The sequence below is a fragment of the Baumannia cicadellinicola str. Hc (Homalodisca coagulata) genome (assembly GCF_000013185.1).
GTDB classification, from domain to species: domain Bacteria; phylum Pseudomonadota; class Gammaproteobacteria; order Enterobacterales; family Enterobacteriaceae; genus Baumannia; species Baumannia cicadellinicola_E.
Genome location: NC_007984.1, coordinates 241,500 through 256,307, shown reverse-complemented (window position 1 = coordinate 256,307; position 14,808 = coordinate 241,500). Strand labels below are relative to the sequence as shown.

At 34.3% G+C, this 14,808-nt stretch carries 11 protein-coding genes and 2 pseudogenes; 1 reads left to right on the top strand and 12 read right to left on the bottom strand.

What is annotated here, in order from left to right:
• Positions 1–110 precede the first annotated feature (110 nt).
• From lipA to dksA, 12 genes and pseudogenes are all read right to left on the bottom strand, one after another.
• Entirely contained in the window at positions 111–995 is an 885-nt protein-coding gene (gene lipA / locus BCI_RS01170) for a lipoyl synthase (RefSeq protein ID WP_011520424.1), read from the bottom strand.
• Positions 996–1,030: 35 nt separating this feature from the next.
• On the bottom strand, positions 1,031–1,714 hold the full coding sequence (gene lipB / locus BCI_RS01165; RefSeq protein WP_011520423.1) for a lipoyl(octanoyl) transferase LipB: 684 nt from the start codon (positions 1,712–1,714) through the stop codon (positions 1,031–1,033).
• 127 nt (positions 1,715–1,841) lie between these two features.
• The gene (gene mrdB / locus BCI_RS01160; RefSeq protein WP_041574887.1) at positions 1,842–2,954 is read right to left on the bottom strand and encodes a peptidoglycan glycosyltransferase MrdB; all 1,113 of its coding nucleotides are present in this window, start codon (positions 2,952–2,954) and stop codon (positions 1,842–1,844) included.
• Positions 2,947–4,812 carry a peptidoglycan DD-transpeptidase MrdA gene (gene mrdA, locus BCI_RS01155; RefSeq protein ID WP_011520421.1) on the bottom strand — a complete coding sequence of 622 codons (1,866 nt, stop codon included), beginning with the start codon at positions 4,810–4,812 and terminating at the stop codon, positions 2,947–2,949. Before mrdA ends, mrdB begins: the two co-directional genes overlap by 8 nt.
• A 70-nt stretch (positions 4,813–4,882) precedes the next feature.
• Positions 4,883–5,536, bottom strand: a complete 654-nt coding sequence (gene nadD, locus BCI_RS01150) for a nicotinate-nucleotide adenylyltransferase (RefSeq protein WP_011520420.1) — start codon at positions 5,534–5,536, stop codon at positions 4,883–4,885.
• Positions 5,529–6,566: a DNA polymerase III subunit delta gene (gene holA, locus BCI_RS01145; RefSeq protein WP_011520419.1), complete on the bottom strand. Its 1,038-nt coding sequence runs from the start codon at positions 6,564–6,566 to the stop codon at positions 5,529–5,531. The genes nadD and holA overlap by 8 nt, the downstream gene beginning before the upstream one ends.
• Before the next feature lie 216 nt (positions 6,567–6,782).
• Positions 6,783–9,368 (bottom strand): leucine--tRNA ligase, encoded by a 2,586-nt coding sequence (gene leuS, locus BCI_RS01140; protein ID WP_011520418.1) that lies wholly within the window; start codon positions 9,366–9,368, stop codon positions 6,783–6,785.
• A 198-nt stretch (positions 9,369–9,566) separates the two neighbouring features.
• Positions 9,567–10,424 (bottom strand): pantoate--beta-alanine ligase, encoded by an 858-nt coding sequence (gene panC / locus BCI_RS01135; RefSeq protein WP_011520417.1) that lies wholly within the window; start codon positions 10,422–10,424, stop codon positions 9,567–9,569.
• Between the two features lie 18 nt (positions 10,425–10,442).
• Positions 10,443–11,240 carry a 3-methyl-2-oxobutanoate hydroxymethyltransferase gene (panB, locus tag BCI_RS01130; RefSeq protein ID WP_011520416.1) on the bottom strand — a complete coding sequence of 266 codons (798 nt, stop codon included), beginning with the start codon at positions 11,238–11,240 and terminating at the stop codon, positions 10,443–10,445.
• Positions 11,241–11,296: 56 nt separating this feature from the next.
• Positions 11,297–11,800 carry a 2-amino-4-hydroxy-6-hydroxymethyldihydropteridine diphosphokinase gene (folK, locus tag BCI_RS01125; RefSeq protein ID WP_011520415.1) on the bottom strand — a complete coding sequence of 168 codons (504 nt, stop codon included), beginning with the start codon at positions 11,798–11,800 and terminating at the stop codon, positions 11,297–11,299.
• Between the two features lie 43 nt (positions 11,801–11,843).
• Positions 11,844–13,094 (bottom strand): annotated as a pseudogene (gene pcnB, locus BCI_RS01120) (polynucleotide adenylyltransferase PcnB); the annotation flags it as partial.
• 290 nt (positions 13,095–13,384) lie between these two features.
• Complete coding sequence (dksA, locus tag BCI_RS01115) at positions 13,385–13,840, bottom strand: RNA polymerase-binding protein DksA (protein WP_011520413.1); 456 nt, start codon at positions 13,838–13,840, stop codon at positions 13,385–13,387.
• A 473-nt stretch (positions 13,841–14,313) separates the two neighbouring features.
• Here dksA and BCI_RS03385 point away from each other — a divergent pair.
• Positions 14,314–14,418: pseudogene (locus tag BCI_RS03385) on the top strand (penicillin-binding protein 1B); the annotation flags it as partial.
• Between the last annotated feature and the right edge of the window lie 390 nt (positions 14,419–14,808).

Here is a 14,808-nt window from a genome sequence, read left to right as displayed (position 1 = left end):
AAAATTATGTTACGAAACTAAACTTAAGTTGCCGATAAGATCTACGAATGCAAATAATTTTCTGAAAAATTAGAAAATTATTCTACTAAGTTAATTTGATGTTATAAACGTTATTTCACTTCTATGCCTTTATTTTGTAAGTCAGCGTGGTAGGAGGAACGTACAAAAGGACCGCAAGCAGCATAGGTAAAGCCCATGGCCAGCGATTCTAATTTCATTTCATTAAATTCTTGTGGAGTTATATAACGTTGAACCGGTAAATGATTACTACTAGGTTGTAGATATTGACCTAGCGTGAGCATAGTAACATTATGCTGGCGTAAATCACGCATAACTTCAATTATCTCCTCTCTTGTTTCACCTAGACCCATCATGAGACCAGATTTTGTTGGTAAAGATGGATTATATTCTTTGAATTTTTTAAGTAATTTCAATGACCGATGATAATCGGCGCCTGGTCGAATATGACGGTAAAGACGTGGTACGTTTTCTATATTATGGTTAAAGACATCCGGTGGTGAAGTATTCAAAATTTCTAATGCTGTCTTCATGTGACCACGGAAGTCTGGTACAAGTACTTCGATACGAGTAGCAGAATTTTTAGCTCGTATCGCACGGATACAATCAACAAAATGTTGCGCGCCCCCGTCATATAGATCATCACGGTTAACCGAAGTTATTACTACATAACGTAATCCCATATTAGTAATAGTTTCTGCTAGTTTTTCTGGTTCATGAATATCTGGAATTAACGGCCTACCATGAGCTACATTACAAAATGGGCACCTGCGAGTACAGATATTACCTAGTATCATAAAAGTAGCAGTACCATTGTTAAAACATTCAGCAAGATTAGGACAACATGCTTCTTCACATATTGTGTATAAGCTACTTTTGTTCATTGTCTTCTTAATTACTTTAATCTTGTAATCAGAAGATGGAAGTTTAATTTTTAGCCATAAAGGCTTATGTAATTTTTTTTCTATCTTTACCATCTACTTACTTGTTCACTTAATTTCACGCTATGTGTTTAACTCTCGCTATTATTTAGGTAATCATTATAATGCCAGGTTTTAATAGCTCCTGTATTAGTTCCTCCTAATAAAGATAGAAAGACCTCAAGTAAAACTTTAACGACATCTGTTGTATTATATACTACTGGTGAAAGCCTGCTTAATTGAGTCATACGTAAGCCAACTTCCCCGCAGGGATTAATAAGTAAAAAAGGAGATAAATCCATGGCAATATTTAAAGCTAAACCGTGTAAAGAACAACCTTTTCTAATACGTAGACCAATAGAACAAATTTTATCATCTCCTACATATACGCCTGGTGCATCTTTTTTACTATAAGCAGTCGTAATAGCAAATTTATAAAGTGTAGTAATAACAGTTTTTTCTAGTATTGTAATTAAATCACGTACAAGTAGATTACGCCGTCGTAAATCTAGCATAACGTACATTACTTGTTGACCTGGGCCATGATAAGTAATCTTTCCACCTCGATCACTTTGTACTACCGGAATATCTCCAGGTATTAGCAGCAAGTACTCTGATTCACTAGCATTTCCCTGAGTAAATACTGGTGGATGCTGTACTAGCCATATCTCATCAATAGTATTAGCTTTACGTCGCTCAGTAAAACGTTGCATAGCCACTAAAACTAGTTGATAAGCTTGTATACCAAGCTGGCGAATAATTACATTGTTCGTCACAAATCTCTGTACCTATAGAGATCTTTATTTTGCTCAAAGATAAGTTACACAACTAAGTTATTTACTTATATTATCTATTTTTAGATAAATAGTCTAAATATCTCTTTATATTTATCTCTACTGATAATTATAAACTAATTGATAACATTTTTCGATGAGTATGTATTGACATAACTATACCAAAACTAGTCATAAACATAATTAACGATGATCCACCATAACTTACTATTGGTAACGGTATACCAACAACGGGCAAAATACCACTAACCATGCCTATATTAACGAATATATAACAGAAAAAAATAAGCATTACTTCTCCTGCTATAAGACGACTAAAAGTATTTTGTGCATGAATGGCAATAATGATAATGCGGATAATTACTCCAAGATATAGCGATAGAAGCAATAATACGCCAAATAATCCTAGTTCTTCGCTTATGACAGCGAAGATGAAATCAGTATGACGCTCAGGTAAGAACTCTAACTGAGATTGGGTACCGTGTAACCATCCTTTACCGTTCAAACCACCAGATCCTATAGCTATCTTTGATTGGATAATATTATAGCCAGCACCAAGAGGATCAATTGTTGGATCTAATAGCATAATTACTCGATTCCTTTGATAATCATGCATAAAGAAAAACCAAATAAAAGGAATTATCATTAATGCTAGTAACCCAGTTATAATAATTAATTTCCAATTAATACCAGATAAGAACAGCATAAACATACCAGAAAGACTTATTAGTATTGCTGTTCCTAAGTCTGGTTGCACAGCCACTAAGATAGTTGGTATAATGACTAATATCAAAACAATTACCACCTTCTTGAAAGAAGGTGGATAAGTATCTCTATTAATAAAACGAGCTACTATTAATGGCACAGCAACTTTTGCGATTTCTGCTGGTTGAAAACGCACAAAGCCTAAATCTAACCAACGCTGTGCTCCTTTGCTAATTTGCCCATAAATATCTACTATCACTAGTAGCAATATGCAGAAAATATATAAATAGGGTGCCCATGCTTCATAAAATCGTGGTGGCGTTTGTGCTGATACTAACATAACTAGTATCCCTATTATAATCTGAATAATCTTATTTTCCATCATGTCTATATTTTGACCACTAGCACTCCACATCACAAAAATACTATAGAGTAATAGTAACATGATAAAAAATAACAATATTAAGTCGATATTTGTTTTATACCAATGATTCATCATTGTATTTTTATTAAGCATTTTTTTTATTAGATAGTAGAATATAATCTAAAATATTTCTCGTAATAGTACCTGCAGATGGCCCGATTCCGCCATTTTCTAATAAAACTACTACACAGACTGTTGGGTTATCGTATGGAGCAAATGCTGTCATCCATTTATGATCACGTAACCTTTCATTAATTTTATGAACATTATATTTTTCATTTGCTTTTAAGCTATATACTTGAGCAGTACCTGATTTTGCCGCTGTCTTATAAGGTGTATTGGCAAAATAATGACGTGCTGTACCATTAGGATGATTAGCAACACCATACATACCATCTTTAGCTATCTCCCAAAAACCAGAATAAGGATCACCAATATTCGTCTCTTCATACTGATGATATGATATTATATTATCATCTTGTTCCCTTGTTCCCAACAGTAAATGTGGTTTATATACAGAACCATTGTTAATAAGTGTTACTAGAGCTTTTAATATTTGTAATGGTGTAGCTGTCCAATATCCTTGTCCAATTCCAACCACAATTGTGTCTCCTGGATACCACGGTTCATGAAAACGTTTCATTTTCCAGTTACGTGTTGGCATTATACCCGTATGCTCCTCTGTAATATCAATTCCCGTATAATGACCATAGCCAAATTTCATCATCCACTCGGCTAGTAGGTCGATACCCATATCATAAGCAACTTGATAAAATAAAGTATCTGCTGACTCCTCAATAGCCTTAATTATATTTAATTTACCATGCCCATAGTGTTTCCAGTCCCGATAGCGTTTTCCTGATCCTGGTAATTGCCACCATCCTGGGTCAAATATCGAGAAGTATTCGTTAATTACTCCTACTGTTAATGCTGATACTGCAATATAAGGCTTCACAGTTGAAGCTGGAGGATATAACCCTTGAGTTACACGGTTAATAAGAGGATAATTGTGATCATTAAGTAGATTTTGATAATCGTTACTCGAAATACCTTCTACAAAAAGATTCGGATTAAAACTAGGGTTAGATACTAATGCTAAAATACCACTGTCCCGTGGATCTATTACGACAACTGCCGCACGATTCCCAGTAAGTAGTTTGTTAATATACTGTTGTAGATTTAAATCGATTGTTAGATAAATATCTTTACCTGATTCAGGTAGCTGATGATATAAATTACGAATAATATGACCACGGTTATTAACTTCAACCTTATTATAGCCTATACTACCATGTAGTTTATTTTCATAGTAACGTTCAATGCCTAGTTGACCGATTTCATTTGTTGCTGCATAATTAGATATTAGGCCTTGTTTTTCTAGCTTAGCTAGATTATTAGCATTTATTTTTGAAACATATCCGATGACATGGGTGAATGTAGAGCAATAAGGGTAATAACGATGCTGGTATTTTTTGATCTCTACGCCAGGAAAACGGAACTTATTCACCGCAAAATGAGCCTGTTGTACATCAGTAAGATCTAATTTTAATGGTATTGACGTTAATTTTTGTGCATTTTGTAGCTTTTTGTTAAAATTAGCTATATCTTGATCAGTAAGATCTACAAGAGGACGAAGAGCATCGAGAGTCTTTTTTAGATTATTAACTTTTTCTACCACTAATTCTAGTTGATAAATAGTACGGTTAAATGCTATTGGCGTACCGTGACGATCAAAAATTTTTCCTCTACTTGGTAGAATTGGTATTATTTTAGTGCTATTTTGATTAGATCGATTACGATAATTTTCAAAGCTAATAACCTGTAACTGATATAAATGAGCTATTAGTATACTAATAAGTAGTAATATTATAGTAAATGATATTGTGACTCGGCGCATAAATAGTGCTAATTCAGCTGAAGAGTTACGTAATGGTTCGTTTGTTTTTTTCATATTATTCAATAATTTTAATAAAATTATTTATGCTTATTTGTTATATAGCATTAATATATAACTTATAGTTCTAACGGTATAAACCTTGCTTATTAATATAAGCATGTACCGAATGTGTCAATAGATCATAGTACGGTAGTATGGCATGTACACGCCCACGAATATCACTAGCTGATATAGCTAATTCTGGGGTTTCGGCGCAATATACAAGTCCAGCTGGTTGGTAGTTAAGTGCAGAGGGATCATCAGTAAAACGATATTCCATCCAGTTATTATTCTTATATCCAGCGATACCATACTGGTAACCAGGTCGAGCGCAAACTAGAATATGGCATAGTTCAAATAGTTCTTGACTTCGGTGCCACTGTGGTAGTGTTAATAATGAATCTTGACCGATAATTAAACCTAGTGGTGCCATAGGACCATATTCACTACGTAAAACTTTAAATGTTTCTACTGTCCAAGATGGCGTATTACGGCGTAATTCACGTTCATCAATCACAAATAGCTTACCTGGAGTATCAGCAATAGCTAATCGTGTCATTCTTAATCGTTGCTGAGGTGTTGCCTTTGGTAACGGACGATGTAGTGGAATATGATTTGGTAACAGGATTACTTGTTTTAAATTAACTAACTGTGCTAATGCTATCACGGGTTGTAAATGACCATGATGAATAGGATCAAAGGTTCCACCATAGAACGCAGTTAATAATCTTTTAGCCATGAATCATTAATGCTGGAAGCAGCTGATTACCACATAATAACTGTGATAGAGCATTTATATCAGCCCATACATTATCAATATAATCTTGCTTAAGTATCAATTCAATTTTGAGCATAAGTGCTATTGCCTGATATAGTTGCTGTATATTAAGACGCTGTATAGCCCTAATAAATCCTTTTCTGCGGAAGGTACTAATTTTATGTTGGTCGAATAACTTACTAAGAGTATTACTTGTTGCTTTACGTTTCAAAGTCAGCAATAAAAAAATCTCTTTCTGGAGGTAATATAGTAACATAATAGGTTCCATAGCTTCATTTTTTAGCTGCTGAAGGATATGATGAGCACGTTTGCTGTTGCCAGATAATATGGCATTAATCCAATGAAAATGAGTAAAATGAGATACATCATTAACAGCATCTTCTATCCGGGATAAAGTAAGTATCCCATCAGGATAAATTAACTTTAGGTGTTCAAGTGTCTGAACTAATGCAGTTAAGTTATTTTCATAGTTATGACACAGTAACTCACAAGCTGCATTATCGAGCGATAGCTGCATCTTATTAGCACGTTTATTTACCCATAATGGTAAATGTGCTGTTTCCGGTGTACTACAATCAACTAATACCCCATTATGGTTAGTTAATACATTGAACCAAACACTTTTCTCATGACTACTAGTTAATTGATAAATACGTAAAATTAGTAGTAAATCTCGATGTAATAGCGACGTAAGCATTATAAGCTTTTTACCTATATTTACCGTTAAGCCATTATCTGGTAATGTTACTAGTAGAATCTTGCGATGAGCAAATAAGCTTAGCTCTTTACTAAAACTAAATATAGCATCCCAATTAGTTACTTCATCTAAAACAACGTTGTAATTTTCCTGAAAATTTAGGGATTGCGCTTTAGTGTAAATATGATCTTGACTTTCTTGTAACAAGAGGAGATCTCTCCCTAATAGTAAATAGCAAGGACGTAAATACTTTTGTAGTTGTGCTTTTAACTGATCTGGAAAGATTCGTATCATTTCATTGCATTAATATAATCACATACTATATAGTATTTAGTAGCATTTATATATATTATCATACTAGATTTATCTATTATGTATGTTTACGGATAAGTTTTACTGTTATTAGAACAATAAATCACAGCACAAACTGCTATGATTTATGATTAATGTAAAACGAATCTTCGGGTATCGTATAAGGGTTCCTGAGGTATTAGCATTCAATGAATAAAACTATTTTAAAACTAGGTTGAGTAATTTGCCAGGCACATAAATTATTTTTTGTACTTTAGTTCCTTCTAGATATTTAGCGACTAATTTTTCTTTAGAAGCACGTTCAATAATCAATGCTTTATCGGCACTAACTGGTACTATAATTTTACTCCTGAATCTACCATTAATCTGAATTACTATTAAGTTAGTATCTTCTACCAAAGCTAATTGATCTACTATAGGCCATGGTGCATTATCAATATCTCCTTCTCCATTTAGTGCTTGCCATAGCTTAAAGCATAGATGAGGAGTAAATGGATATAACATACGAACTACCGCCAGTAGAGCTTCCTGCACTATAGCACGGTCTTGTTGACTATGGTATGAGGCATGCATTAGTTTATTTGTTATTTCCATCAGAGCAGCAATAGCAGTATTAAAAGCATAACGACGACTAATATCATCGGTAACTTTAGCTATGGTTTGATGTAGTTCTCTTCTCAGTATTTTATTATCGTTACTCATAGCTGCTAAATCTAACTTAATTACCTTACCGCGCTGAATATGATCATAAGTTAACTTCCAGAGACGTTTCAAAAATCGATTAGCACCTTCTACACCAGATTCTCGCCATTCTAAGGCCATTGTTACTGGAGATGCAAACATTATAAATAGACGTATAGTATCGGCACCATATTTTTCTACCATGGTTAGTGGATCTATACTGTTATTTTTAGATTTAGACATTTTGATCGTACCAGCATATACTAAATGATGACCCTGTAAGTCAATAGCATTAATGATATTACCTTTTTCGTCACGTTGTACTCGAACATTAATGGGTGATACCCATATACGCTCACCAGTAGTACAACTAATATAGTAAAATGAATCAGCTAGCACCATACCCTGACATAATATGCGTATTGTCGGCTCATCTGAGGTTAACATACCAGCATCGCGTAATAATTTATGATAAAAACGGAAGTACATTAAGTGCATGATAGCATGTTCAATACCTCCAATATATTGATCTATAGGTAACCAATAGTTTGCCGCAGTAGTATCTAACATGCCTTGGTCATAATTTGGACAGGTATAACGCGCGTAGTACCATGAAGATTCCATAAAAGTATCGAAAGTATCTGTTTCACGCGTTGCTATATTATTATTATAATTTGTTTTCATCCATAGATGATCATCTTTAAGTGGATTAGAGATACTATTTATCAAAAGATATTCAGGTAGTATTACTGGAAGCTGATCTACTGGAGTTGGTACTACAGTACCATCTTCTAGTGTCATCATAGGTATTGGTGTACCCCAGTACCGTTGACGTGAAATCACCCAGTCACGCAGACGATAGTTGACTTTTGTTTCTCCTATACCACGTGCTACTAATATATCAGTAATTATTTTACTGGCCTCTAGAGAACGAAGACCATTAAACTCGCCAGAATTATATAGAATTCCTTCGGGAATAATCCCGCTAATCGTAGGTTTACTACCGTCTATATTACGGATAATATTTTTCACAGGTAGATTATATTGACGGGCAAAATCCCAATCACGTTGATCGTGTCCGGGTACAGCCATGATTGCTCCTGTACCATAATCCATTAGTACAAAATTGGTAACCCATATTGGAAGTTTCTCTTCTGTTAGCGGATGGATAGCGTATAGACCAGTAAATATGCCAGTTTTAACCCTATTAACTTTCACTATTTCTGCTTCTGATAATTTCGTAGGACGGCTATGTTCAATAAAATCAGATAATAGTCGATTATTGTTAGCAGCTTGCTGTGCCAAATGATGATTAATTGCAATCGATAAATAGGTAACACCCATTAAGGTATCAGGACGAGTAGTATAAATAGTAAGTGTTTCTTTCATGTCAATTACTTGAAAGGTAATATTGATTCCTTCAGAACGACCAATCCAGTTACGTTGCATATTTTTTATTTGTTCAGGCCAACCATCTAGTTTATCTAGATCATGAAGTAACTGGTCTGCATAAGCAGTAATTTTTAAGAACCACTGTGGAATATCTTTTAACATAATAGGAGCACCACATCGCCAGCAGCAACCATCAATAACCTGTTCATTAGCTAATACTGTTTGATCATTTGAGCACCAGTTAACAAATGAGGTCTTTTTATAAACTAAGCCTTTCTCATATAACTGGATAAAGAACCATTGTTCCCAACGGTAGTACTCTGGTCGACATGTTGTTATTTCACGGCTCCAGTCATAACTAAATCCTAGTTGCTTTAATTGTTTTTTCATCGTTTCAATGTTGGCATAGGTCCAGGTAGCGGGTGCAGTTTGATTTTTCAATGCCGCTCTTTCAGCAGGTAAACCAAATGCATCCCAACCAATTGGTTGCATTACGTTTTTACCTAACATTCGATGATAGCGAGAAAGTACGTCGCCTATTGTATAATTACGTACATGTCCCATGTGCAAATTGCCAGATGGATATGGTAGCATAGAGAGACAATAATATTTTTCTTTACTAAAATCTTCAGTTACGGTAAAGGTATTATTTTCGTGCCAGTATTGCTGAATGGTGGATTCAATATTTTTGGGGTCATAAAACTCTTGCATAGCAGTAAGTCATCCTTAAGCAAAATGATGCCTTAATTTGAATAGTTAGCTAGCCTACCTAGTTTCCTTTATGGCAAGCATACTACTGTTAGTATATAACTCATAGATAGTTGGTCAGCAAAAGAACTGCCGTGATCTAATTGAAGAAATAAGATTAATTTAAGCCAGCCATAATAGTGCTAAAATTAATTAATGAACTTATTCTTTAGGTATACTCACCTGAGTATTATCTATTAGCCTAGCCTTACCTAGCCAAGCACTAAATAATACTACCACCTTTTTACTATTTATGGTAATTGGTTGGAGAGTTATAGCATCACGTATTTCTAATATTTCCGGAGTAAATCCAAACTTACTTAATTGTTTTGCTGCTTTATTAAGTAGAACGTCTATATTTTTTTCACCAGAACATAAATTAGTTACTAGTGTTTGCATAACTTGATACAGTTTAGGTGCTATCTTGCGTTGTTCTGGCGTTAGATAACTATTGCGTGAACTCAATGCTAAACCATCGTTGGCACGTACAGTTGGTACTGCAATTATCTCAATATCATAGTTCATATCACGTACCATCTGCCGAATTAGTACTAATTGTTGAAAGTCTTTTTCACCAAAATAGACTACATTAGGCTGTACTAAATTAAATAATTTACTGATAATTGTAGCTACTCCACGAAAGTGGTTTGGTCGGTAAATACCTTCTAATATACTTGATAAGTTGGGCACATCTAGAAATGTATGGCAATTAATGTTATCCCGATACATTGTTTCTACCGAGGGGACAAAAACTGCATCTACACCAATCTTATGAAGTTTTTCATAATCTGACTGTAAAGTACGTGGATAAAGGAATAAATCTTCCTCCCTATCGAATTGCATGGGGTTCACAAATATGCTGACAATAACAATATTAGTATGTGACCGCCCTTGATTAACTATAGTCATATGCCCATCATGTAGATTACCCATGGTTGGGATAAGGGCGATACTTTGTATTGATTTGCGCCACTGCTTAATTGTTTGACGCAAGATAGTAATATTATCGATAATAAGCACGTACCTAATCCTTTGATGTTAGGAGAAATAGTGTTGTACTGCAGGAAATTTACCAGTTTCTACTTCTTGTACATAAAGCTGAATCGCTGTAGGAATATCTCTACTATCAGTGAGAAAATTTTTAGCGAAAGATGGAATACGATTCCCCGTAATACCTAGTATATCTTGCATTACCAAGATCTGGCCGTCCGTGACAGGACCAGCACCAATACCAATAACTGGTATTGTTAATACGTCTGCTATTCGTTCAGACAAAGTAATTGGTACACATTCTAGGACTAGCATTTGAGCTCCAGCAAGTTCCAATGCTATTGACTCAGATAATATCCTATCTGCACTATCTTTATCTCTACCCTGAATTTTATAACCACCTAAGATATTTACTGATTGAGGAGTTAAACCTAGATGGCAGCATACTGGTACAGCACGATCGGTTAAGCATCGGACGATTTTCGTTACCCAGCAACCACCACCTTCTAGTTTAACTATATTAGCACCTGCTCGCATAAGTGCTGCAGCGTTATCATAAGCCTGATATAAAGTAGCGTAACACATAAATGGTAGGTCCGCTATTAGTAAGCAGTATGGTGCGCCACGACGAACACAACGTGTATGGTAAATCATATCTTCTAATGTTACAGGTAACGTGGAATCATTTCCTTGAATAGTCATACCTAGTGAATCTCCTACTAACATTACTTGAATACCATTCTGTTCAAATAAAGAAGCAAAAGCTGCATCATAAGCAGTAATAGCAGCAAATTTTTGTTGTCGCTGTTTATATTTACGTAAATGTGAAATTGTCGTTATATTCATATAACCTCTATCTAGCTTTGTTAAAATCACAGCACCGATAATTTTTAGATAGGTAACTAATAACTTAGCAGATGGTTATCATGCCAAAAAATTAGGCCATTACGTGCAATCTTACGTCGTAGTTTAACTAATGTTGTACCATTAGGTAATTGTAAATTTGGCGCAATTTCTTCTAGAGGATAAAGCATGAATTCACGTTGATGCATATCATAATGGGGTATAGTCAACTTCTTAGTGGAAATAATTCTATTACCAAAGAGTAAAATATCTAAATCTAGTGTACGTGGTCCAAAACGAGATTTTTGACGGTCACGTCCCTGCTTTGCTTCAATAAACTGTGTATGAACTAACAGTTCTTCTGGTTGAAGTGCTGTTTTTATGGCTACTACTGCATTTAAGTAATCTGGTTGATTTTTTGGCCCTAACGGGCGGCTACGATAGTAAGAAGAACACTTAATAATACTAGTTTTTGGTAGATTATCTAACTGAAATAGAGCGTTCTCTACTTGCTGCAGTGGTTCAGCTAGATTACTACCAAGGGCTATAAATACTACTTCCATGAGTTATTATCACTCTTTATTGATATTATTTATTATTACATAATGGTACTGTAGCTTGTAATTCTCGCCACCAGTTAGTCATCCTTTTTAATTCCACCTTTTCTTCTATTTTTGCACGTAGTAATAGTAAATCATAAGCAGCACTAAATTTAGGATGCTCTATCAGTTTTCTAGCTTTTTTATTTGGATAACGAGATAATCTAAGCTGTAATTGCCATATATCACGCATTAGTGTTGTTATCTTCTTAGGCAGAGCTAATGTTTTACATTGTTCATCTAGTATATTAGTCATCGATAGTACAAAAGCTTCTAAATAGAATATGGGTTTTTCTTGCATTAGCTTTTGTGCATAATCTAATAAAGGATACCATAGCATAGCAGCAAATAATAACGCAGGATTAACTATACTGGATTTATGAAAACTTCGGTCGGTCTGAGTAAGTACTAAGATTATCATATTTTCCATATAACTATTACCATGCTCGGTAACATGTTTGCTAATCAGGGGGAATAGTGGTTTCAATAGCTGGTATTTACAGAGTAAACGATAAGTAAGTTCACCATATCCTGTGTGTAATAATTTTAATGCTTCATCGAAGCGCCGAGCTGGAGGAATATTATCTAATAAAGTTGCAAGTTGTAGAATAGGCTTAGCTGTTTCTTCGCTGATTATCATATTTAATTTAGCGGCAAATCGTACCGCACGTAGCATTCTAACTGGATCTTCGCGATACCTAGTCTCAGGATCACCAATCATACGAATTTTACCATCACGTAAATCTATGAGGCCTCCTGTATAGTCACGTACAGTAAAATCTTCTATACTATAATAGAGACAGTTAACGGAGAAATCTCGGCGTTGAGCATCTTCTTCAATAGAGCCAAAAATATTATCTCGTAATAGCATACCGTTATTATATTTGAATGATGTAGTTGAAACCTTGCTGTATTGATAATTAAGCATCTTATGATGACCACGTAAGGTAGCAACCTCAATGATTTCGGCACCGAAGATTACATGAGCAAGGCGAAAACGGCGACCTACTAGTCGGCAATTACGAAATAATTTACGCATTTCTTCTGGAGTAGCATTAGTAGTAATATCAAAGTCCTTAGGTTTTTTACCTAATAAAATATCACGGACACAACCACCAACTAAGTAAGCTTTGAATCCCGCCTTACTCAGGCGATAAAGTACCTTTAATGCATTTGTACTAATATCTTTACGCGATATAGAGTGTTGATTACGTGGAATAATCGTTAAATGTTGTCTATCCTCTAATACAGTATCTATAGTTTGACTGTAACGTCCCTGAAGGGAAAAATTGTCTTGTTGGTTAAAAATAGTTAACCTCAGTAATAAATAAAGTATACAGAAACAGAATGAGTAACTAAATATGTAAAGAATACTTATATAAAAAAGTCAAAAATAGCCTATCCACTCTATAGTGGCACTATATAACTAGATTAAGTATAGATTGCTTGTTAGCTACTATCTACTCGCAATATTTTCTAGATTAGAACAATATTCTAAATTATATAATATAGTATGCAATTCAATATATTATGGTAATATAGTTATTATTATCCTACTATTTGTTTTTCTCTAATTTCAGCTAAGGTTTTGCAGTCTATACATAAATCAGCGGTAGGACGTGCTTCTAAGCGGCGTATACCAATTTCAATACCGCAAGTTTCACAGAAACCAAAATTATTTTCTTCCACTTTTTTTAGAGTTTTTTCTATTTTTTTTATTAGTTTACGTTCTCGATCACGATTACGTAGTTCAAGATTAAATTCTTCTTCTTGAGCAGCTCTATCTACCGGGTCAGGAAAATTGGCCGCCTCATCTCGCATATGTAAAACGGTACGCTCAACTTCATCTCGCAGTTGATTACGCCAAGTTTCTAAAATACATCTAAAATAGAGTAGTTGGGCATCATTCATATATTTTTCGCCAGGCTTCAGTTGATATGGTTCTAACCCAGCTATGGTAAGAATACTTAAGGAGGATGCTTTACGATTTTTGCTTTTGAGCATATTGCTTCTCCTTCAATCAATAACATGTATTATTAATTACTAATAGGGGAAAAAATAGGTATAAATAGCCGATGACATTAAGGTTATCAATAATTCATTATTCATGCCAAGTTTTTCACTTCACAAAAGATTACTTTTAGTAACCTATCTATATAATGGTCTAAACTAAAGTAGTTTCCATTAATTATTGAAGTAATATATAAGTAAGTAATGTTTACGCAAAATCTTACTAAGATTCTTGTTTATTAAGTAGGAGTAGTGTAATATATTAGAAATATAAAAGAACAAATATAAACAAGTAAATAGTTAGTAGATAGTAAAATATTATTGTTACAAAATCTTGCTTAATTATCGTCTTACTATATGACGCAGAAATAAAAAATACCTCTTCTCGTATCGTATTAGCTAGTATCTACGTATCTTCTTAGTTAGATTGGTTGATTAATATGGCTGTTATTTAGATAGATATGGTCGGTCAAGTTTGGCAATTACCCGCAGCGGTTTATTGCTGTCTAGTTTATCTAGAACCTGGTATGTTTTACAGTAGCTATGAAGTAGCAACAATATTAGAAGGTATGTAATACTGTGTCCTACATTAATCATCCAGTAAATTTACTATGCGTAATAATAGCATTTAGTTATTACACCAATCTTTTCCTTTCCTGAAGAAAGGACTAATTTGAGTTAAAATTGTTTTTACGAACAAAAACATACTAGAAATTAACAATTTAGATCTATAACTTAATATTGATGTTTGACGCATCAATCCTAGGCTCTAGGCTGATTAATATGCTACATTCAACTAATGTTAAGTATGCAGCCTGATCTATGAGTAAAAACACAGATATTCCTCAAAATAATTGCTAATTATGGTAACTATGCCAAATTATCAGCAGTTATTTTAGTCGTGAACGAACATGGTCAGACATTATACCAACTGTAATTCCAGCTCAGGCTGCATATGTTAT

Excerpts from the sequence above, each read along its gene's own strand:
- lipA (WP_011520424.1), bottom strand. The coding sequence starts at position 995 with ATGGTAAAGATAGAAAAAAAATTACATAAGCCTTTATGGCTAAAAATT.
- mrdB (WP_041574887.1), bottom strand. The coding sequence starts at position 2,954 with ATGCTTAATAAAAATACAATGATGAATCATTGGTATAAAACAAATATC.
- mrdA (WP_011520421.1), bottom strand. The coding sequence starts at position 4,812 with ATGAAAAAAACAAACGAACCATTACGTAACTCTTCAGCTGAATTAGCA.
- nadD (WP_011520420.1), bottom strand. The coding sequence starts at position 5,536 with ATGGCTAAAAGATTATTAACTGCGTTCTATGGTGGAACCTTTGATCCT.
- holA (WP_011520419.1), bottom strand. The coding sequence starts at position 6,566 with ATGATACGAATCTTTCCAGATCAGTTAAAAGCACAACTACAAAAGTAT.
- leuS (WP_011520418.1), bottom strand. The coding sequence starts at position 9,368 with ATGCAAGAGTTTTATGACCCCAAAAATATTGAATCCACCATTCAGCAA.
- panB (WP_011520416.1), bottom strand. The coding sequence starts at position 11,240 with ATGAATATAACGACAATTTCACATTTACGTAAATATAAACAGCGACAA.
- folK (WP_011520415.1), bottom strand. The coding sequence starts at position 11,800 with ATGGAAGTAGTATTTATAGCCCTTGGTAGTAATCTAGCTGAACCACTG.
- dksA (WP_011520413.1), bottom strand. The coding sequence starts at position 13,840 with ATGCTCAAAAGCAAAAATCGTAAAGCATCCTCCTTAAGTATTCTTACC.